16 protein-coding genes are annotated in these 21401 nt (G+C 45.8%); 4 read left to right on the top strand and 12 right to left on the bottom strand.

Annotated features, from left to right (window positions below; genetic code table 11):
* Positions 1–10: 10 nt before the first annotated feature.
* The 10 genes from AC1VYS_RS10545 to AC1VYS_RS10500 form a co-directional block, all read right to left on the bottom strand.
* A complete protein-coding gene (locus tag AC1VYS_RS10545; protein ID WP_482914193.1) occupies positions 11–1612 on the bottom strand; it encodes a helix-turn-helix domain-containing protein in 1602 nt (533 codons plus the stop codon).
* Positions 1609–3444 (bottom strand): sensor histidine kinase, encoded by a 1836-nt coding sequence (locus AC1VYS_RS10540; protein WP_482914192.1) that lies wholly within the window; start codon positions 3442–3444, stop codon positions 1609–1611. The genes AC1VYS_RS10545 and AC1VYS_RS10540 overlap by 4 nt, the downstream gene beginning before the upstream one ends.
* A gap of 29 nt (positions 3445–3473) precedes the next feature.
* Positions 3474–4328 carry a carbohydrate ABC transporter permease gene (locus AC1VYS_RS10535; protein WP_482914960.1) on the bottom strand — a complete coding sequence of 285 codons (855 nt, stop codon included), beginning with the start codon at positions 4326–4328 and terminating at the stop codon, positions 3474–3476.
* 36 nt (positions 4329–4364) lie between these two features.
* A complete protein-coding gene (locus tag AC1VYS_RS10530; RefSeq protein WP_482914191.1) occupies positions 4365–5246 on the bottom strand; it encodes a carbohydrate ABC transporter permease in 882 nt (293 codons plus the stop codon).
* A gap of 142 nt (positions 5247–5388) precedes the next feature.
* Complete coding sequence (locus AC1VYS_RS10525; protein WP_482914190.1) at positions 5389–6702, bottom strand: extracellular solute-binding protein; 1314 nt, start codon at positions 6700–6702, stop codon at positions 5389–5391.
* 288 nt (positions 6703–6990) lie between these two features.
* Complete coding sequence (locus AC1VYS_RS10520) at positions 6991–9078, bottom strand: acyltransferase family protein (protein ID WP_482914189.1); 2088 nt, start codon at positions 9076–9078, stop codon at positions 6991–6993.
* 497 nt (positions 9079–9575) lie between these two features.
* The gene (locus tag AC1VYS_RS10515; RefSeq protein ID WP_482914188.1) at positions 9576–10292 is read right to left on the bottom strand and encodes a hypothetical protein; all 717 of its coding nucleotides are present in this window, start codon (positions 10290–10292) and stop codon (positions 9576–9578) included.
* Positions 10289–11140, bottom strand: coding sequence for an ATP-binding cassette domain-containing protein (locus AC1VYS_RS10510; protein ID WP_482914187.1), 852 nt, complete (start codon positions 11138–11140; stop codon positions 10289–10291). The genes AC1VYS_RS10515 and AC1VYS_RS10510 overlap by 4 nt, the downstream gene beginning before the upstream one ends.
* A 23-nt stretch (positions 11141–11163) precedes the next feature.
* Positions 11164–11340, bottom strand: coding sequence for a hypothetical protein (locus tag AC1VYS_RS10505; RefSeq protein ID WP_482914186.1), 177 nt, complete (start codon positions 11338–11340; stop codon positions 11164–11166).
* A 286-nt stretch (positions 11341–11626) separates the two neighbouring features.
* Positions 11627–14380, bottom strand: a complete 2754-nt coding sequence (locus AC1VYS_RS10500; protein WP_482914185.1) for an adenosylcobalamin-dependent ribonucleoside-diphosphate reductase — start codon at positions 14378–14380, stop codon at positions 11627–11629.
* A 259-nt stretch (positions 14381–14639) separates the two neighbouring features.
* On the opposite strand from AC1VYS_RS10500, the gene AC1VYS_RS10495 reads away from it, so the two are divergent.
* The 3 genes from AC1VYS_RS10495 (at position 14640) to AC1VYS_RS10485 (ending at position 18716) form a co-directional block, all read left to right on the top strand.
* On the top strand, positions 14640–16400 hold the full coding sequence (locus AC1VYS_RS10495; protein ID WP_482914184.1) for a DEAD/DEAH box helicase: 1761 nt from the start codon (positions 14640–14642) through the stop codon (positions 16398–16400).
* Positions 16401–16403: 3 nt separating this feature from the next.
* On the top strand, positions 16404–17600 hold the full coding sequence (locus tag AC1VYS_RS10490) for a YqhG family protein (protein WP_482914183.1): 1197 nt from the start codon (positions 16404–16406) through the stop codon (positions 17598–17600).
* Positions 17601–17792: 192 nt separating this feature from the next.
* A complete protein-coding gene (locus AC1VYS_RS10485) occupies positions 17793–18716 on the top strand; it encodes a hypothetical protein (RefSeq protein WP_482914182.1) in 924 nt (307 codons plus the stop codon).
* Between the two features lie 177 nt (positions 18717–18893).
* Here the strand turns inward: AC1VYS_RS10485 and AC1VYS_RS10480 are convergent, their stop codons facing one another.
* A complete protein-coding gene (locus AC1VYS_RS10480; RefSeq protein WP_441929723.1) occupies positions 18894–19085 on the bottom strand; it encodes a YqzE family protein in 192 nt (63 codons plus the stop codon).
* Between the two features lie 193 nt (positions 19086–19278).
* Here AC1VYS_RS10480 and AC1VYS_RS10475 point away from each other — a divergent pair, with 193 nt between their 5' ends.
* Positions 19279–20028, top strand: a complete 750-nt coding sequence (locus AC1VYS_RS10475; RefSeq protein ID WP_482914181.1) for an N-acetylmuramoyl-L-alanine amidase family protein — start codon at positions 19279–19281, stop codon at positions 20026–20028.
* Here AC1VYS_RS10475 and AC1VYS_RS10470 read toward each other — a convergent pair.
* Positions 20003–20860 carry a divergent polysaccharide deacetylase family protein gene (locus tag AC1VYS_RS10470; protein ID WP_482914180.1) on the bottom strand — a complete coding sequence of 286 codons (858 nt, stop codon included), beginning with the start codon at positions 20858–20860 and terminating at the stop codon, positions 20003–20005. The two genes, AC1VYS_RS10475 and AC1VYS_RS10470, sit on opposite strands and share 26 nt — an antisense overlap.
* Positions 20861–21401: the final 541 nt, after the last annotated feature.

The raw sequence follows: 21401 nt of genomic DNA, 5'->3' as shown, positions 1-21401 counted from the left end.
CTCCTCCCGTCTAGCTGCCTGAAGATTTGATTATAAGTGCCTGCTCCCGGTATTCACTCGGTGTTTTGCCTGTATGCTTTTTGAACAGCCTGCTAAAATATTTCACGTCCTCATAACCGCTAATTGCTGCGATTTCACTGACTTTCGCCGGCGACACAACAAGCATATCCATGGCCCGTCTGATCCGCATGTCCGTCACAAAGTCGCCAAAGGTCACGCCCATTTCTTTTTTAAACAATTCACTGAGATGTCCGGGATGCAAATGTACTTGCCCCGCTACCTGCTGCAAACTGACATCCTGTGTAAGTGAAGTTTCAATATAACCGATCGCTTTTTGCACATGGGCAGCCTGACCTTGTCCCATACGGCTGTGATATGCTTGCATCAGATCATACAGATGATGAAACAGTTCATCCCCTATCTCTGTATATGTCTTATCCGGTTCAGGGGTCCAAGGTTCAAGTCGGGCTGGTTGTTCTCTTCCAATCGCCTGTAGTGTCCGCGCAAGCCAGCGGTGTCCCGCGATAACTGCCGAGTTCAGACAGGCTGCATAGGATGCTGGAGTGACGTCAGGCTCAGCAATCAGTGTCGTCATCAGATCACGTATCCATGTGGTGAGAGTGACCGGATCATTGTCCAGTAGCAACGTACCGAGAGTTGTCTCCTCTTCGTGTGTCAGAACCGTTTTGCCGCCTTTCCTGCCGCTGATTTCTTCATAGCGCCATACTTTGGCATCTACCAGACCACGGTGGCGAAAAGCTGTCAGCGCCGTTTGATAGCTATGGTTCAGTCCGGTGGCGTGATCAACAGGCTCACCCATCGCTGCCCGAAGCGAACATTTTAACCATTGTTCCACCCGTCTTAACCCATCCTCCAGTCTGTATCCGCTTACGCCCATGTCGGAAGCATAAGGCAGGATGCAGACAATATGTTGCTTCTCAATCTGAGCAATCGCTCCGGCTAGAACGTCTTCCAACATATTTTGAACAGCGAACCGGAGCAACGCATCCGAAGAGCGCCCCCAGCCCTCGGCATCAATCAAAACAACTTGTCTGCTCATAGACAAATCGCTATCCCTACCTTGATGCATGGGTTGATTGGGCAACTCTGTTTCCTCACCAAACATCAGAAAGGCTGGACAATTCACCGAATCGGTATTGCCTTCAATTACCCACCCGGCAAACTGTCTTTCCCGGTTCTCACGCAACCATTGTCCTTCGCGCGACTTTTCTGCCCACCGCTCGGTAATTCTTGACTTGGCTTGCAACACCGTTTTGATGATCTCTTCCGGTTTACTCGTTTTCAGCAAATAGTCCGTGACCCCATTGCGAATAGCCTGCTGAGCGTAAGAGAAGTCATCGTAACCCGATAAAATAATGACCTCAAGCTCTGGGAGCAAGTGTAATGCCTCTTCCGCTAGCTCTAGTCCCGACTTACCATTCATCCGGATATCGGTCATCAGAATATGCGGGCGCCCCTCGGCTAGGCGTGTCAAAGCCTCTTCTGCAGAAGCAGCAGGATGAAGGAGTTCAATACCAAGTTCATGCCAGGCAATCACACTTGCGAGCCCGGTGCGAATAATAACTTCGTCGTCAACGATTAATAATCTCATGGCGATTCCTCCAGGATTGGAATGGAGAACGAAATCCGGGTACCCCCGCCCTCTCTGCTGTCCACTTCAAGCAACGCATCCGTTCCATAATGGAGCAGCAGTCTTTCGTTCACATTACGGAGACCATACCCTCCATCGGACAACGTATGCTGCAATTGCAGTTTCTCCCCTTTTTGATTCTCTTGTGGATGATTGCCGGATAAAGGCATGTTTCCCTCATCCGTGGGAATAAGATTTGCCCTCAATCGCTCCAGCTGATCCGGAGCCATTCCTGCACCATCGTCCAGCACCAGAATATTCATTCGCTGAGCCACCGCATCCTTCTGAATCATAATCGTGATGGTCCCTTGTCTTCCTGCCTGCTGAATCCCGTGAATCATTGCATTCTCCACTAATGGTTGTAACAGAAGCTTCAGCATCATTTGCCTCTCCAATGCAGGGTCAACAATATAATGCAACACGAACTGATCTGGAAAACGAATCGACTGTACCCTCACATAATGACGGATATGTGCAATTTCTTGAGAAACCGGGCAGTAATCCTCTCCTTTATTCAAACTGATTCGTAAAAAATCACTTAGTCCCTCTACCATATCTGCGATCCGGTTTTCTTTGGACATCAGTGCAATCCAGTGAATGGAGGAAAGCGTGTTATAGAGAAAATGAGGATTAATCTGTGCCTGAAGCACACGCAGATCGGCTTCTTTTTTTCGAGCTTCACCGCGGATAGTCTCTTTCTTCAGCATCTCGATATGCGCACCAAGCAGATTGTAACTTTCGCCCAACTTGCCAATCTCATCATCACTCTCTGACCGAAATAAGGGCAGTGGACGCTTCGGGTCAATTCGAGAAAGATGTCTGGTTAATAAGAGCAACGGCCTCGTAACCCTACGAATCGTAAACCAGATCAGGCCGCCACTGATTAATGCTGACAACGCAACTGCAATCGCTGTCAAAATTAAAATATAACTATTCTCCGACTGGTATTGTTCATAAGGAACCGTTCCAACAAGCGTCCAGCCCGTCAATTCCTCAGGGTAATAGAGAACTGTACGTTTTAATTCATTTTCGCCATACGTAGTCGTTCCGCTATACCCCTTCTGAATGCGTGTAATGAGTCCTGGTTCGAGATCAGACACATGAAGCCCGAGCCGGGATTTATCCATGGAGGATAGTACCTCTCCTGTGCTGCCGATCAATTCCAGTCTGCCTTCTCCTCTGCCCAGTCCAAGTGCCGGCCATCCTTTAGAGATCATCTTTTCATTTAAGCTGATGGTGAGCCAGCCGATCGGACGATAATCGTGAATACTACGGATGGGCCGAATCAAAGTAATAACATTCTGAATCCCTGCATAATTGCGGACAGGGTACACCCCCGTCCACCTTTTATCTGCATTTCCACTGGGAAGCGTAGGGTAAAACAGATTCGTCCCTTGCACCTCATACCAAGTGGCTGTTGATAACGCAGCGTCAAAACGTCCAGGATAAATGGCAATGTTCGCAATGTATTTTTTGGATGCAGCCAGATTCGTCATTCTACCCAAAATGTCCAAGCGATCCCGTTCATGGTCCTCATCACCGCTTAAATACTGCTGAATATCCCGTTCTCCAATGAGGAAAATGGATAAATTCTCAGCATCCTGGAGCATGTAACGAAGATTCGCCTCCACTTGTTTCAACGTATCCATCCCCGACAGTTTCGTTTTTTCCTCTGTAATGCGTGAAGAGAACAGGAAAGCAAATAGGCCGAGCGCCAGTAGCGGCACAATCATTGAAGCTGTAACAACCACGGACAGCTTACGCTGTAGTGAAGATGTAAGCCAGCGAACCAACTTTGTTCCTCCTTTGGATACGCTTTCGCTTACCCTTTGACTGCACCTGCTGTCATGCCCTTCATGACCTGTTCCTGAAAAATCAGATATACAATAATTGTAGGAATCACAGATAGAGTCATGGCAGCAAGCGTTAGACCATAATCGGTCTGATATCCATCTGCAAAGTTCGCAATGGCAAGCGGTAACGTTTTCAATCCGGTTTTATTAATAAATACAAGGGCAAAAGAAAAATCATTCCACGCATGCAGGAAACTCAAAATGGTCACGGTGGAGAGTGCAGGCAGCGACATTGGAAGCATAATTCGGGTGAAAAGCCCCCACAGCCCCGTTCCATCCATAAACGCCGCTTCCTCAATATCACGCGGAATGCTGACCAGATACGCTGTAAGTACAAAGATCGCTGTAGGTAATGCAAACGCAGTATACGGCAGAATCAATGCCCAGTACGTATTCAGTAATGACATCTGTTTCATCAAAATAAATAATGGAACAAGTGTACTATGGATCGGAATGAGCATACCTACAACGAAAAACGTCATGATGAGCCCTTTCCAACGAAACTGAAATCGTGCCAGAATGAATGAAGCCAGCGCAGCTATAAACAGCGTTAGGATCAGCGAGCCAATCGATACCGTCAGTGAATTACCGAAGGCTGTTCCGAGCTTCGAACTTTCCCATGCATTGGTAAAATTGGCCACATTCCAGTGTGCCGGTAGGCCAAAAGGTCTGCTGTAGAAATCCTCATTTGTTTTGAACGCACTAATCACAAGCCAATAAAACGGATACAATGTTAAAATACCATAGACCGTCAGCAGCGTCCAAACGATTCCGCTGCGTATCCGGCGAACAGGATGTCCTGAGCGGCCTCGCCTTGTTGTCATAGACACAGGTGTAACTTGCATGAACATGCCTCCTTTCTATCGGTTTTCTTTGCGTTTCCGGCTAGTCACCCACTGGCTTGTTCCAATGAGCAGCAAGGAAATCAAAACAATCGTTGTAGAGATCGCACTACCGAAACCGTAGCGGTACGTTGTAAACGTCGAGTTATACATGTACGTAGCAAGCAGTTCCGTTGCGTGGGCCGGTCCGCCCTTGGTCATAATGTAGACGAGATCAAAGGACTTCAGACTGCCTGAAATACATAAGATAATTGCAACTTGTACCGTGCCCCAAATCATCGGCAGAGAGATCGACACCAGTTTGCGGACCCCCGAAGCTCCATCGATTTTGGCCGCGTCATGGATTTCACCCGGGATGTTCTGCAAAGCGGAGATGAAAATAATCAGATACAATCCAACAAAGCTCCAGAGCAAGGGTGGCACAAGAGAAAATATCGCAATCTTGGCATCGGACAGCCATTGCAGTTTCCAGCTCTCCAGCCCTAGTGCATCCAGCAGGAAATTCAAGATACCGATCTGCGGATGATAAATGTACTGCCAGATCATCCCGATAACCACAGTTGACAGTACCATCGGCAGAAATACGGCCGAGCGCAGAAAGCGCTGAAGCGGATTGCTTTTGTGCAGCATAACTGCCAGCATAAGTGCTAATGGAATCTGACCAAACACCGAAGCCAGCACAAAAATGACATTATTTTTTAAAGCACGCCAAAAGATCGCGTCATTCCAGATTTCCACATAGTTGCTCAGGCCAATATACGTCGATGCCCCAATGCCAGACCAGTTGAAAAAGCCGTAATATGCTGACCACACAACCGGTACAAACACAAACAATGCATAAATGATGACAGCCGGAGCAAGCCCCAGCATAATGAAACGCCGACTTTGCAATGCGTTCAATCGGTTCACTTCCCCTCGTTATTGCCATTCTCTTCTGTCCGTCATCGGACTTTAACCACAATCTAAAAACCCCTCCCCTGCCGGGAAGGGGAATGAACTGTGCTTTCGTTAATCAAATCAGTAGTCAAAAGCAGAAAGCAACCTATTGATTCATTGCATTCGCTTGCGCTGCTTGAATTCTGCCTGCAATATCCTCCGCTTTGCCGCCCATAAGCAGCTCCTGCAATCCGTTATTAATGACCTCAACCGTAGCCGATCCCAGCTTGGAATCATATACCGGTGTGATTTTCACTTCCTGCATCAGGTCATACAATTCCACGAATAACGGATGTGCTTTGGATTTATCCAGATCAATTTTGTAGCTCACCAGTGTGCTGCTATCCAGCGTAGCTTTCTGACCGTCCGGACCAGCCAGTGCATAGAAAAGTTCCATTGCGGCTTCTTTTTGTGCACCATTCAACTTTTTACTGACACCAAGACCCGTACCAACGACGCCTGATGTTGTTCTTGGTTCACCCTTGCCGCCTTCCACAGGGGGCAGAATCGTAATATGTGTATTGTTTAGCACCTCTTCCGGTGCATTGTTAACGAGGTTTGCGAGCGCCCACCCGCCGTTCATGACCATCGCTGTTTTCCCTTGAAAATAAAGCTGCATCATCTGGGTTTCATCAATACTGTTGAATCCGTCCTGGAAAGCCTTGATGTTGCCAAGCTCCTGCATCTTCTTCAACGCTTCAATAAATTGCGGATCCGTGAAGCTTGCCCCATCCTGGGATACCGCTTTCAAAAACCAGTCTGTACCCGTCACCCGATCAGCCAGCGTACTGAAAATAGTGGACTGGGCAACCCAGCTCGTTTTATTACCAAGAGCCATCGGAATAATTCCTTTTTCGTTAAACGAAGCAACCGCCTGCTCCAATTCAGCCCACGTTTCAGGAATCTTTACGTTATGTTCTTTGAAGAGCGCCTCGTTGTAATAAATAAAAGAGCTTGGTGCCAGATTCATCGGAACGGAATAAATATTTCCATCTACTGTGTATCCATCCAGCGCATTCGGAATAAAATGTTCTTTCCATTCCGGCTTCGCATCAAGTTCGGCATTGATTGGTTGCAGCAAATCTCCTTTTACGAACTCCTTCGTCATCGCATCTGGCCACATAACGAATAGATCCGGCATCTCGTTGGCTGCCGCCACCGTGCGCAGTCTTGTTTTGAGACCGTCCGTTGGCAAACCTTCATCCACCACTTCAATCTCTGGATGTGCCGTACGGAAATCCTCGATAATCTTCCGCATCGCCACCGCTTTGGCGTCCTGTCCGGTCCAGTTATGCCAGATGGTCACGGAGACTTTGTCTTTTCCACTGCCTGATTCGGATGAATCACCGCTTGTGCACCCTGCCAGAATAACTGCAAATAAACTTAATGCCAGCATGCCTGAAAACCACTTTTTCCACATCGTTATACTCCCCCTTGAGCATTGGATACCTGTATTGTAAATGGTAACGCTACCATAGCGTAAGGTGACGATCCACGGATGCAGGGGTGAATAATATCGGTTCCCGCCCGGATATCAAAAAAATCTCTCCCAAAACAACGTCATGAAGTCAACATAACTTCAATCGCATTGCTGTCAGGGAGAGACTTTAAAGATGGATTCATACTCTATTGGATAAACCCATAACGTCACATTAAAAATTAAAATACAAAGATAAGTTCAAATTATAGATTCAGTTTATCAACTTGTTTATCGAAGACTGTTTTTCACCAGAGCTGCAAAAGCTTCAGAACCTTCAGCGGTCAGATGCACTCCGTCTTTTTCAAAATATTCGTCATGGCCTTCACTCGCCTGATTCCAGTCAATCAGAGAAACATTACTGTAACTGGAGGCTGCCTCCGTCAGAGCCTTATTGACCGTTCGTTCCCAAGGACGCGGCACACGTACTGTGACAAGGTATACCCGGTTTTTATCCTTCAGGCCATCCAGCACAGCTTTTAAATTTTTGGAGTTAAATGCACCATTCGTTCCAAGCTCTAGCACCACCTGGCTGCCCATTTGCTTGTTACGCTTCAGATCCTTCAGCACATCCCCGGCTTGCCACATCTGACGACCAACATGGCCATCGACATACACACCGGATATACTCTGCTCCAGATAAGGCTTGGCATCCAAAATAACCGAGTCTCCAATAACCGTGTATTGGATTTTTCCGTTCTTTACGACGGGTGCTGGTGAAGTGTTTTCTTCACCTGAATCGGTTGCATCCTTGGTGCCATCATCAGATTTTGAACCCGATGGATCTTTTTCTTCGTTGCCAGAAGTGGACGAAATGGAATCAGGTTGATTCTCGGACGCCTTGTCCTGATCCCCGTCTACATGGGAGGATTCTCCCGGTTTAGTTGGTTTCGACCCTTCTGCTGATCCGGCTTTAGCTTCGTTATTTCCATTCGTTTTTGCATCAGACCCTGATTCAGGACCAGACTGAGATGCTTGATTCTTTTTCCCGGAATCCGAAGGTTTTGTTGTAGTCGGTACAACATCCTGCCCCTTTTCTTCAGCAGACTTCTCTCCGTTCAACACGGTAGACATCGATACCGAATGAGAATCTGAATTGGCCGCTGCGGGCATCACCATCTGTGACACGGTATAACATAATAACAGCAACGTCATCAGAAGACCTGTCCGTTTCCACCAGACATGCCGGGGAACGAGGGATATGCGCCCTTTTCCCCACAATTTAGACAAGGATGCGCGAAATCCATTATACCGAATCGGGTTTTCAATATATTTTAGTGACATGGACGCAAATACAACGGTTGCCGCTACCTGTAGTAGCATACGCACAGGATGTGAACCGCCCGTATCTACAGCAGGACTGGTCAGAACTATGATGGGATAATGCCATAGATACATTCCATACGAACGCTCACCAATCCAGCGCAATGGTTTTGCCCCAATGAGGCGTGCCAAGAAAGACGAAGGATGCGCGAGGACAGCCACCAATATTGTCGCGGCAGCCGCTTGCAGCACCATCCCGCCCTGATACAGGAACGCGTCGTATTCACTGGTATTCAGCATCATATAGATCAACACCGCTAGGGCAGCAACTCCTACTGCATCCAATACAAGCTTGTTTACCCCAGGCAGTGTTCCAGACAACTTGCGACTCGGCCAGACTACAGCTAGCGCTGCTCCCGCAAGCAATGCAAATGCCCGGGTATCTGTCCCATAATATACACGGCTTGGATCCAAATCCGGGTTATACATGATAGCCATTGCACCAGCTGACAGTTCAGCTGCGACAATGATGAACACGACGAGCCATCCTTTTCTTTTGAACAACACAATCGTTGCGATCAACAGAAGAGGCCAGATCAGATAGAACTGTTCCTCGACAGCCAGTGACCAGAAATGTCCAAAAGGGGATGGAGGGCCGAAACTTTCAAAATACGAAACATGGTGAAAAATATACCACCAATTACTTATGTACGTAACACCGGATAAAATATCCCCTCGCAGTGAAGCAAGCCGGGACGAGTCTGTGCACAACAGCCAGAGCATCACAACCGCCGTCATCGTTAGCATGCCAGGCAATAGGCGCCTAAATCGCCTTAACCAGAAATCTCCTAAAGCAATTCGACCATGTTCCCGCCACTGAGATAACAAAATATCTGTAATCAGGTAGCCCGACAGAACAAAAAATATACCTACACCGAGCAACCCGCCCGGAATAAAATCTAAATTTAAATGATAAGCAATGACGCCAAGTACCGCGATGGCTCGCAAGCCATCCAGTCCGTTCATATGCCTCTTTCGTTTCACTGATTGTGACATGTGCGCCCCTCCTTGTTACTTCGAGTCCACATCCATCGAGATCGGGGCATCCTGAAACGTTCGGTCATTCTGGTTGTTATTAACATACGTATTGCACCTTCCATCTTTCATTTACAACATAAAGAAGACGAATTGCCTATAGATTTAGTTGTATCAAATGTGAATATAAACTATATTTTTTCGTGAGTTCACGATTACGATTAGCATTATACGCCTGAAACCAGCTTTATAATTTTCAAGAATAATTACAAACTCATTAAGCTGGTGTAACCTTTCCTACCAGCACAACCAGCTGTAAAATCATACTCTATAATTAATGTTTAATATAGTGCTTTTCATCGACTGGACATAATTACCTGAGTCTTTCAAATAGAAAAAAGCTGCCGACTTGCTCAGCAGCCACTATCCATTATAAACCTATCTCCGAGCGGATTGAAAGTTTTGCTCATAATTGCTTCTTCCTTCCTAGGACTCTAGAGGTAGGATGGATGGAAATATCAATGCATTGAATCCAGCTTGCGTCTATGAATCATGGAAAGAAATATAACGGTTGTAATCGCACCATATACGATCGGTGCAATGGTCACCAGTAGCTTCTTGAGTAGCGTTTGTGCGTCATAATTAACTAACACATTTATTGTACTATTTAGAGGAGGCAACAGCACAATCATTGATTTGAATCCGTCTGGCAACACATTTTCTATACCTTGTACAGAAAGTGTAATAACAATAAGCACACTCAACATCAAGAAGGACATTACGCGGGAACGAATAAACTTAGAACTAAACCAACAGGCTAAAGTAACTCCCAGCCAAGATGAAACCAAATGATAGATCAGGGCCATGCCTAACTCTTCAACACTTGGATTTCGATCAAACTTTTGAAAAATGGCTGGAAAAGAAACGGCATACAGAGCTAGTGGAATGGTAAAAAGCCAGCAATACAACAATTTCGCAAGATAAAGTTTTATTAAACTGCCACTATGCGATACCGTCACCGATTCCTGATTTGTCGTTTCCATATCAATCAACGTATAACAAAGGCCAGCAGAAATAATAAAAAGAAATGTTGTTGAAAAGGCATAACTAGCCATTACTGGATTAGGAACGACACTATATACGAAAATAATCCCCATAAAAAATACAAAAGCAGCTGGACCATAACGATAAGAACGCATGAAACAGGTATGTAAATATGACAGTAATGGGATCATGAGCCAAGCTCCTTTCTTGTTAAGCTTACAATCTCTCCGCCTTTATTTATAAATTTTGGTAAAAAGCTGCTATAATCTTTATACATAAAAGTCATGACCATATAACCATTCTCGCTTCTTTTATATGTAATATCGGGGAAAAGTTCAAGAAGATGATTAACAACACTCACCTCTATGCTGCCTTCAAGTTCAAAATATACGAGCTTCAGTTCGGAAGACGTATTTATACTCTCCTTGCTTAGTCTTCCTTGATGAATCCAGTATGTGTTGCTTTCCAATTGACTTGCTAATAATGGATCGTGCACGGCTGCCAAAATCGCTGTACCTTCATCCTTAATTTTTTTCAGAGAATGTAGCAAATGCCCTGTTGATTCTTCATCCAATCCTGAGAAAGGCTCATCTAATACTAGGAGGTCTGGCCTTTTCATCATAGCTTGCATTACATTTGTTTTTTGCAGCATACCTTTCGAGAAATGACTCATCTTCAAATGATCACTTTGTTCAAGACGAAAAAAATCATGCAACTCCCTGATGCGGTCTTTCAGTTCTTTACCAGTCATACCCGATATTCTCCCCATGTGTGTCAAATACTCCGTTGAAGTCATCCTTAGTTTAGATAATCGATCAGGCGTATATCCAATCACTAGATTTGTATGATTAAGTAACCTTTGTCCCGAACTTAAGGGGATTAATCCACTCACCATTCGGAGCAATGTACTTTTCCCGGATCCATTATTTCCTCTTAAAATAATACAATCTCCTTGACTAATCGTAAGCGAAATATCTGTTAAAATGTCTCGCCTACCATATTTCTTGGAAGCTTCTTTTAATGTTAACAGTGCCTTCATTGTTACTTTCTCACCATCCCTCACTAACGATCTCGTTTTCTTTCTAATGTAATCCATGAATAGTAGAGCACCCAGAATAGAGGTGGAAATATAGCTACTGCAATATATCGATGGTGATATGGGAGCGTAAAAATGGTAACTACGGAGATTGGTACGATTATAGCAAACAAAAACAAGTACTTTTTCCAATGTTGATTCATGATAGATGCTACCTCCTTCATTCGTCCAGAACCTGTTGACGAACATGAACTTGAACGGAACGTATTCCTCATTTGTCTAGATTTGTAAGCATGACGTCCTTATTTTAACATATTTAAGAGTAAAGGGATTTCTAATGATTAAATATTTCAGAAAAATGTAGATTTGATGCACAGAAAAAACGAAGTGCCAGTAAGTCAGCACTTCGTCTGTAAAACTTTTAAAGTTGCAGGTCCCTGTTCAGGTGCATTAGCGCAATACTTTGTTTCGGATTTGTTCTGGAACGGTTTAATTACACTTACTGTATCCGCAGTTGCTGCATGTTTTGCAGCCTTCCACATTGATCAGCGACGCCGAGCCGCATGAAGGACATAAGTCGATAGATTGCATGAAAGTCTTATGTCCCTCACCTCCCGCGTTGTTGATATTAGGGGTAGGTTTCTGCATGTTAAGCAGATCTCCCTTTATATTGTTGGTATTGTTAGTGCTGTTCGGACTATTAGCACTGTTCGACTTCTTCACTGGAATGTCCTCGGTTTTCTTTTCACTCTGCGCTTCGATCGCTTCATCCTTATATTCGTGCTCATTCATCTGAACATGGCTTTCCAGCGCTTTCGCGACGGCATCAGCTATGGATTCCACACGGTTAGCTCCAAACCCAATGGCACCTGAACCTCCGATGCCTTTCAAATGTTTGATAAGCAGCTCCACCTTATGACCATGATCGCCATAACGAAGGAATAGTGAGCATACTCTTCCCAGTGCTTCAGCCATGGCAAAAACATCCGAACCTGCCTTGCCTACGTTGAGGAAAATTTCGCCAGGCGTTCCATCCAAATCATTAATCGTAATATAGGCCATGCCGAACGGCGTATGCATCTTATACGTTGCACCACGCAATACTTGTGGGCGGCGTTTATACTGCTTATCCACTACATCTGTGATCTGTTTTAGGGCTGGCAAGCTGGTCTCCCGCTCTGTATACGCCGAACTTGCTACCGAAACGGACTCAGCTGCCAGGCTGTTGAATTCCTCTTTATCCGCATTCTGCTCCTCAATAGCTGAGGTGTCTTCTTTCTTCGAAGTAGAAAGTACTTGAACATCTCTACTGCCGTCCCGATAGATCGTTATCCCTTTACAACCCAGATCAAAGGCTAGCTCATACAGCTCTGCCGTATCCTGCACCGTAAAATCAGCCGGACAGTTTGCCGTTTTCGAGATCGAACTGTCCACCCACTTCTGAATGGCAGCTTGCACGCGAATATGATTTTCGGCCGAAAGATCCATCGCCGTCACAAAATATTCCGGGAGAGATTCACCAGGATGTTGCTCCAGCCACTCCTCGGCAATCGGCACAAACTGTTCATCATACCCCAAACGGCTCTGGCGAAAATACTTAAAAGCAAAATACGGCTCAATGCCAGTCGATGTGCCCACCATCGTTCCGGTACTTCCCGTAGGCGCCTGAGTAATCAGCGTCACGTTACGAATTCCTTTTTCACGAATCGCTTCTCCAACCTCCGGGTACGCCTCCGTCATCTGTCTCATAAATCCGCTCTGCAAGTAAGGTTCTGCCTCAAACGCCGGGAACGCACCTTTCTCTGCGGCAATCTCCGCTGAAGCCAGATAGGCTTCCTTTGCCATAAATCCATACAGTTTATCGAGAAAATCTAGCGATTCAAGACTGCCATAACGGATACGAAGTTTGATCATCAGCTCCGCAAGTCCCATGGTGCCTAGCCCCACCCGGCGTTCACGCTGCTGATTTAATCGATTTTCTTCAAAATGATACGGCGTTGCGTCAATCACATTATCCAGGAATCTGGCCGAAATGCGCGTCGTTTCCGCCAGCTCTTCCCACGCCACATCGTGGTTTGTTTCATCATAAAATTTGGACAAATTGATCGCCGACAAATTACATACTCCCCAGCCTGGAAGGCCCTGTTCCCCACAAGGATTAGTACAAATGATCGGATTAAAATACCAGCTGTTCGACATCTGGTTGTAATACTCCATAAATACAACACCGGGTTCGGCTGATTTCCAGGCGGATTCAATAATCGTATGCCATATTTCCCGTGCCTTCACTGTCCGGTATGGAATAACGTTATGGCCTGCATCTTTCCATTTGGTCAGATCCCCATCCCACTGCGAATCATAGTCCGGGTCACTCGTATCGGGAAAAACAAGCTCCCAATCACCGTCCTGCTTCACAGCCTCCATGAACGCATTGCTTACGCAGACAGACAGATTGGCATTGGTCACTTGCCCCATCGTTTGTTTAACCGTAATAAAATCCAGCACGTCCGGGTGCCAATCGTTCATCATTAGCATCAGCGCGCCACGTCGGCTACCGCCTTGTTCAATAAGCCCCGTCGTATAACTGAACAAACCGCCCCAGGATACCGATCCGCTGGACGAGCCGTTCACACCTTTCACCACAGCCCGCCGCGGACGAAGGGAAGACAGATTAATACCTACGCCACCGCCACGAGCCATAATTTCGGTCATTTCAGTCAGCGTCTTCATAATGCCGCCTCGGCTGTCTTGCGGAGAAGGAATGACATAACAGTTAAACAGCGTCAACTCATCACTGGCCCCTGCGCCAGCGGCAATACGTCCCCCGGGAACCAGTTTCCAGTCATCCAGCACCAAGCGAAATTTCTTCTCCCAAACCGCCTGTTGTTCAGCTGTCGATTCAACAGATGCCATCGCTCGGGCAAGACGATCCCACATCTCTTCCGGTGTTTTCTCTATCGTAAGTGTCAACTTCTCCACATCAGTCTCTATGATGATATCGCTACGTGTCCGCACTTTAATCTGTCGTCCCTGCCGCTCTATAATCTCTCCAACTTCCTTCACTGGAAACTTGGGATCATCTTTCGTTAATACAAGTACAACATCTCCGATTTTTGCATGTTTTGAATCGGCGTCCTTCCATGCGTAGCGGTCCAGAAATATTTTCTCGCTGAGCCCTTCCAGCTTCTGTTTGTTCTCATGATGCTTCACTTCTTGGTTCGTTTCTGTATTGTTGGATGCCATCTCTGCAATCAACCTCCCCGAATAAACCGTTCATTTCAATATAAAATGCTGTTCTTAAGAATAAATTATGCCCAAATACTACATGTAGTGATTTATAACCAAATTATTACACTATATATTGATTTTATATGTGATTTAGTTCATAGATTCTTTGAAACAGGTTATGAACTTGCCTTCCTTCGTCCATACTATTACCTACGAATAACACGTCGTCTTTATTTTGAATGATTTATTTACACAAGAACGGAGAGGTCGCATCATGAACCGGAAACATCCGCATCATCTGAATCAATCTGTATCTGAATTACCTGTACCGCTTGAGTTTGATCACAGCTGGTTGGATCAGCTTGAATCTCGTTTGGACAAAGGCGGGCCTTGGGGAGATTACCGACTCTTTCAACTGGGTATTCAGGCGGAAGAAACCAATCTCATTCCAAATTTTGACGAAATCCAGTGTCTGAAACATTTACAGGATCTGACCCCGCTTCCTCACCAGATGGATACGGCGCGCAAAGTATTATTCGAAATGTCAGGCCGAGCCATTCTCGCCGACGAAGTAGGTCTGGGCAAAACGATTGAAGCCGGCCTGATTTTGAAAGAATATATGGTTCGTGGTCTGGTATCGAAAGTGTTAATTCTTGTCCCCGCTTCTCTGGTATTGCAATGGGTACGTGAACTCAATTCCAAATTTGGCATCCCAGCAGTTGCACAGAAAAAGGTTTATTCCTGGCAAAATGACGTTGTTGTTGCTTCTATGGACACTGCCAAGAGAGACCCGCACAAAGATATGTTACTAAGTATGGACTATGACATGATCATCATTGATGAAGCACATAAACTCAAAAATAAAAAAACAACCAATTATCAATTCATGCTGCAATTACGCAAAAAATACTGCCTGCTACTCACTGCTACACCTGTGCAGAACGACATGAGTGAGCTCTTCAATCTCATTAACCTGCTGAAGCCCGGTCAACTGGGTCGTCAAGGTGATTTCGCAGCCAACTTTGTTGTGGATAAACGTGTTCCCAAAAATCAGGCACAACTCAAAGACGAGCTATCCAAAGTCATGATCCGTAACAGGCGTGGCGAAGGCCCCGTGCAATTTACGAAGCGCAACGTCTCTAACGTGGATCTGCAACTTTCCCCTGAAGAGCAAGCGCTATATGACGGGGTAACCTCGTTTGTCAAAGATCAATACCAGGAAGCAGGCGGTAACCTTAGCAGCATGCTTTCGCTCGTCACGTTGCAACGGGAAGTCTGTAGCAGTCGGGACGCCGTGTTTGTGACACTCGTGAATCTGTCGAAAAAGTTGCCACTGGATTCCCCACTGCGGGATAAAATCTGGGAACTGGTGGCTCATATCAAGGCAATTAAAGAAAATACAAAAGCCGAAAAAACGATGGAATTGATACGAGATATGAATGAAAAAGTCATTATTTTCACGGAATACCGAGCGACGCAGGAATATCTGCTGAATTATTTTCGTAACAACGGCCTGACGGCTGTCCCCTATCGTGGCGGGATGAACCGCGGCAAAAAAGACTGGATGATGGATCTCTTCCGCGGGCGTGTACAAGCAATGATTGCAACGGAAGCTGGCGGTGAGGGCATCAACCTGCAATTCTGTCACCACATGATCAACTTTGATTTGCCATGGAACCCGATGCGGGTAGAACAGAGGATTGGTAGGGTACACCGACTCGGTCAGCAGAATGACGTTAACATTTTCAACTTGTCTACCAAAGGTACGATTGAGGAACATATCCTGAATCTGTTGCATGAAAAAATTAATATGTTCGAGATGGTCATCGGTGGACTGGATGTCATTCTTGAACGGCTGGAAAAAAAGGAATCGATCGAAAAGAGTCTGTACAAAATTATGCTGGAATCGCAGAACGAAGAAGATATTCGCCGTAAAATGGACACCCTCGGACAGTCGCTGAACACAATTCAGCGCGAAGTTGCTGACGAGGTGCCTTTAATCACCAAACTTGATCTTCACAAAGGAGGCCACTGATCCATGACGATGTCACCGCATGAGATTCAGGCTTACGTCCTGACCTATCTGGAAGCTCTGGATTGTCAGATCATGGAACGATCACCTGTCCATGTAACCGTTAAACTGTCACCTGAAGCTGACAAGGCACTAACGAATCGTCCATATTACTGGGGATTTGTCGAACGTGTCGGCGTGGAGCCAGAGACAATGTCATTTACATTTGTTTTTGACCCGGAGGCTTATCAGCAAATGTTGGAAGCCGCAGAAGCAAGGACTAAAGCTGCCCAGCCTGCTGAAGTGTCTCCTGAAGCAACCCCTGACACGCCCAAAGATACGATTCTCGGACGTTACTTTGGCATTACACCTTCGATGCCGCAGCTGGGCCCTGGGCGCATCCTTCGGGAAGATATCGTATATGGAAGTCGCAGACTGCAACAGATTTTTGAGGCAGCTCGTGAAGGTGGTGCCTTTGTTAACTTGTTTGAACAGGCCGCAAAACGCCAGATAAGAGCCGCAGTTCCGGCCGTGTATGAACCTTGGCTCGGGGTTTGTTTTAAAGTAGAGTTTGCCTGTGATCTGAAACGGGAGGAATTACACTTCCTTGGTATTTCATTACGTTCGGGTGAAATTATCGAGAAGTTTGGCAGTAAGTTGAGTCGGCGGGACCTTAGTCCAAGACTGGCGGAAAATATGCACGCCCAAGCACCCAAAATTTCGCTCGCTGATGCAGGAGCCGCACTCGAATCACATCTCACCCAACACTTAAGCAGACTTGATTATAGCTGGGCGGAAAAAGCCAAGGAACGTCTGCAACTCGAACTTGATGTGGTAGATGCTTACTATGAAGCTGTGCTACGTGAAGATATGCCTGAGGTGGCTGAAGTAGACACCGTTCGTGTTAAATCAAAGCTTTCATCAAAGGATTCAAATGTCCAGACGTCAGCTGAGGTTCTGGCCGTCCCCGCTCCATCAGTCCATAATCGGGTTCGCGGCCTATTATTGGAGCCAACAACGGATGACATAGAACTGGCTGCCGAACCAGCTTTTATAGAGGCGCCAGATCAGGACGAACCCGAACAAGAAAAAGCCAAACAGGCAGTCATGGATCGTGAAGCGATGAAATTGCAATATGAGACAAGGCGAACCGAGATGATCTGGCAGTATGATCCCAAGGTGAAAGTCACCGCCATCAGCAGCGGCATGTTTCATTTAAGATAGACGAAGACACTACTTTTCCTGCAAATGCTGGCAAAAGTAGTGTTTATTCATGACTGGCAAACCGACAGGTTGCAGCACCCTTTGCATCGTCTCTCCTCTATAATTAAAGTCAGGAAGAAGGTGTTTATGTTGAAAAAATGTTCCACGACAGAACGAGAAAGCTATGGGAAGCCTATATATGTCTTCCTATGTATGATCATTGGCTTCGCCCTTTTCCCGTTCTGGCCGACAACTCATGCAGCTGTACCCAACAGCAGTTTGGCACCGGCCGCTGTAGAGCAATATGCACAACAACAGGCCAATGCACTTGGCACATCTGATCCGGAATGGCTCGCAGCCAAGTTTGATTATTATCCGTTAGGGCCAGGTACCCATGGCTGGTTTGTGCACGCCAGTCTTCAGGATAAACCTATTGGATATATGATTATATCCATAACCTCACAAGGAGAACTCATCCTTAGCGAGTATGGCCAGGGTGAACAAGATCTGTATAATAACGAGCTACTGGGACAAGCTCTAGAGCGACATGATTTGAGTTTGAGCACAATACAAGCCTCAGGCGGGAAGCTCACACGTCGTTATGCTTCTCCCCTTTTGGCATATTGGAAAGTGGAACGTATACATGATTCGGCCTTATACATCGATGCATCCAACGGAGATTTATTGCCTGATGCTGTCTTAAAGCGGATCGAAGCCAACTTTGAAAGGCAAACGCAATCTTTCAACCTGACGGAACTGGAAAAGAAACAGGTTATACCTGCCGTCACAACATGGATAACTAGTCCACTTCAAGTACAGCCGGCTTTTGATCCTTCACAACAACTGACCTGGCTGACATCAGAACCGCTGCAGCTCTCTCAGGTCCAGCAACAGATTCAGCGCATTCCTACAACAGGTCATACCGATTCTCTCATCTTCTCAGCAGGAGAACGCAATCTATTCTACGGGGGCCCATTGCCGGTAAGCGGGTACCAAATGTGGCATACGGAAGAAACAGCAAAAGTTGTTCTTTACGTAGGACTTGGGGGTTTTAACTCTACACAACGGTTTGTTCCCATAAATAAACTGTTGAATGACGGACATTTTTACGCTCTCAACATTCGCAGCTCCTTTTAAACCTCAGATACATCATAAAAAGACGCATTCCTTTTTAAGGACTGCGTCTTTTGAGTTGGTTATGGCGAATGTCAAATACTACAGTTGAAAAACTAAATCTTTTTTCGGCAGGTATTGTGTCATTCTCGTTAGGTATGCTAGCACTTCTTAGTGAATTAAAGGTGTTAAAACAACCGTTCACTCCGAATCTTTTTTTCTTTTTGCCACCCACAGAGATACTGCAAACGGTATCATGCCAAACCATTTCATCGACCACGGCTCTTTTCTTCTGCTCTGTGCTCTCCGTTCTTTCCGCTCATCCTTCGGAGTGTCGATATAATGCACCACACGCTGTGTAATATATTTAACAAGCTCATCACTTTTAGCCATGATACAGCCTCCCTTTTCTTCCGCACATTCGTGAATTAATGTTATTTCTATTGTGCGCAGGATGTGATTGAACTAAACATTTTTTGTGCAAGCAACGTATGAAATGATGTGAATTGCACAGTCTAATGCCAAAGGTATCCATCATGTCTCACTTTTAACTCGGATACCTATTTTGTTAAGGAGTGTGTTTTCCATGTATAAGCTGCTGTTGACTGTTTCTGCTGCCCTGCTGATCAGTGTTTATTCTCTTCCCGGCCTCTCCTTCGCTTCCACGCTGATTCGCCATGATCCAGTTGCCAATCAGCCATCCAGCATGCCAATTACCGATGGGGATGCTTATCGCTCAAGCCATCATGCTTTTGCAGCACCCATTATTCTGCTGGATGTTGGGCATGGCGGTATTGACGGCGGCACAACCGAAGCAGGTATCTTAGAGAAAGATATCAATTTAGCGATTAGTCAAAAGATCTATCTGCTGCTTCGCAGCAAAGGTTACGCGGTCATCATTAACCGTCTTGGGGACTACGCGCTCAGTGATGAGAACCGCTGGTTGAATACCCGTTCACGTCATATTAGAGATCTCGCACAGCGCAAAAGTCTTAGTGAAGAAGTAAGCACGGATATTGTCGTTAGTATTCATGCCAACTGGAGCCCGCGTTCGGCTACTCATGGCCCTGTAGTGCTTCATCAGAAAGAGGGTCGTAGCTATTTGCTGGCACAATCGATTCAAGATGCCATGAACCGCTTATGCGGAACGCATCGTGACGTCGTATGGGGCAAGACATTTTACATCTTGAACTACGTGAAACAGCCGGCAGTGATTGTGGAGACCGGTTTTTTGAGCAATGCAGCCGACCGGGCCAGAATTAGTAATCCCGCAGAACAAAAACGGATAGCCCAGTCGATTGCCGAAGGTATTATTTATTATCTGTCGGTAGCGTAGGTGCGGCCTGCCAGTGCCATACATCTCGTACCATCTCTCCGATGCCTACGAATTGAACCTGGTTTTGCAAGCGGGAGACTGAATCCCGAATCACGGCAGAGGTGTTCATGCCTGTATGCCCCACGTGTCCAATGACGACGCAGCTTTTCTTGTCAACCGCATGCTTCGCAGCCAGATCAAGCTGTTTGCGAATGTGAGCCTTCGTATTTTGGTCATCCAGAAAAATGTCATTTCCCACCGGGGGCAAATGTTTGGCTACGGCAAGCTCACCAACGACGGAGCGAAAGTTCGTACGGCTGTCAACGAAGAATAAACCCCGCTCAAGACATACATCCAGCACAATAGACATGATACGTTTATCAGAAGTGATCTTGGAACCCATATGATTGTTCATGCCAATGGCATAGGGAACATCATCAATAGCCTTTTCCACTCGTTCACGAACCTGCTCATCCGTCAGATTGGATGTGATTGCCCCTGGTCCGAGCCACTCAGGCTTTCCCTTCTTGGGTTCCATCGGCATGTGCACAATCACATCCATCCCTTTTTCATGCGCAGCAATTGCATCTTGTTTCGTTGTTTGCAAAAAGGGCATCACGGCCACAGTCAGCTTCACAGGCATATCCAGAATCTCCTTCGTACCCTTCATGTCATTACCGACATCATCAATGATAATGGCCAATCGATTGAGCTGAGAAGCAGATGATGAAGTTGTCTCCGGTGATTTGGCAGAGACTTCAGTTCCGCCTGATCCAATGACTACACTTAAGACATACAAACAGATCCAAAATTGAAACCTCCGTGCACCCTGTTTCCTTTTATTTCGCATCATCCCCTGCAACCCCCTCTAACGTATTGTTCTCATTGTTTGATATCATGGGCACTTATATGTAATCCCCCTTTCCCAATTCATTCTAGGACAATCGGAACACAAAAAAAGCCTGCATTAAAGCAAGCTTTGCATTCTGTATTGGAACCATTAACGTTTCAGTAAAATGATCCATTTTCCTGTGATTGGAGGTTTCAATCTCTTATTCACGATGAAATGCCTGAGCTAAACGCTCCATACAGTCGATTCGAATCAACTGACTGCTCTCTGCCTCGGGAGCAATTATGCAAATCCGATGATCCAGCATCAGATGCATCAGCAGTTGAAAACCCTGCTCAGACCCTTTTCGATCTCTTGTAAAAGGGCATCTGCTACTGCCATTTCCCTATGAAAATAGCAATGATGTCATAAAAATATAAAAAAATACAAAGAACTGCAATATATCAGGTATTTTTTAAAGGAATAATATAGTAGAATTTACAAAACAAAGATTTTTGTCCAAGTTCTCCGTTAAACATCTCTATATTGAGAGGAAGTGATGCCC

The sequence above is a fragment of the Paenibacillus sp. G34 genome (assembly GCF_056856875.1).
Note: the sequence above shows the minus strand (reverse complement) of the source record. Positions and strands in the feature narration are given on the sequence as shown.

Excerpts from the sequence above, each read along its gene's own strand:
- AC1VYS_RS10510 (WP_482914187.1), bottom strand. The coding sequence starts at position 11,140 with ATGAAGGCACTGTTAACATTAAAAGAAGCTTCCAAGAAATATGGTAGG.
- AC1VYS_RS10535 (WP_482914960.1), bottom strand. The coding sequence starts at position 4,328 with ATGACAACAAGGCGAGGCCGCTCAGGACATCCTGTTCGCCGGATACGC.
- AC1VYS_RS10480 (WP_441929723.1), bottom strand. The coding sequence starts at position 19,085 with ATGGCTAAAAGTGATGAGCTTGTTAAATATATTACACAGCGTGTGGTG.
- AC1VYS_RS10500 (WP_482914185.1), bottom strand. The coding sequence starts at position 14,380 with ATGGCATCCAACAATACAGAAACGAACCAAGAAGTGAAGCATCATGAG.
- AC1VYS_RS10515 (WP_482914188.1), bottom strand. The coding sequence starts at position 10,292 with ATGATCCCATTACTGTCATATTTACATACCTGTTTCATGCGTTCTTAT.
- AC1VYS_RS10520 (WP_482914189.1), bottom strand. The coding sequence starts at position 9,078 with ATGTCACAATCAGTGAAACGAAAGAGGCATATGAACGGACTGGATGGC.
- AC1VYS_RS10525 (WP_482914190.1), bottom strand. The coding sequence starts at position 6,702 with ATGTGGAAAAAGTGGTTTTCAGGCATGCTGGCATTAAGTTTATTTGCA.
- AC1VYS_RS10490 (WP_482914183.1), top strand. The coding sequence starts at position 16,404 with ATGACGATGTCACCGCATGAGATTCAGGCTTACGTCCTGACCTATCTG.
- AC1VYS_RS10485 (WP_482914182.1), top strand. The coding sequence starts at position 17,793 with ATGATCATTGGCTTCGCCCTTTTCCCGTTCTGGCCGACAACTCATGCA.
- AC1VYS_RS10545 (WP_482914193.1), bottom strand. The coding sequence starts at position 1,612 with ATGAGATTATTAATCGTTGACGACGAAGTTATTATTCGCACCGGGCTC.
- AC1VYS_RS10505 (WP_482914186.1), bottom strand. The coding sequence starts at position 11,340 with ATGAATCAACATTGGAAAAAGTACTTGTTTTTGTTTGCTATAATCGTA.
- AC1VYS_RS10470 (WP_482914180.1), bottom strand. The coding sequence starts at position 20,860 with ATGATGCGAAATAAAAGGAAACAGGGTGCACGGAGGTTTCAATTTTGG.
- AC1VYS_RS10495 (WP_482914184.1), top strand. The coding sequence starts at position 14,640 with ATGAACCGGAAACATCCGCATCATCTGAATCAATCTGTATCTGAATTA.
- AC1VYS_RS10475 (WP_482914181.1), top strand. The coding sequence starts at position 19,279 with ATGTATAAGCTGCTGTTGACTGTTTCTGCTGCCCTGCTGATCAGTGTT.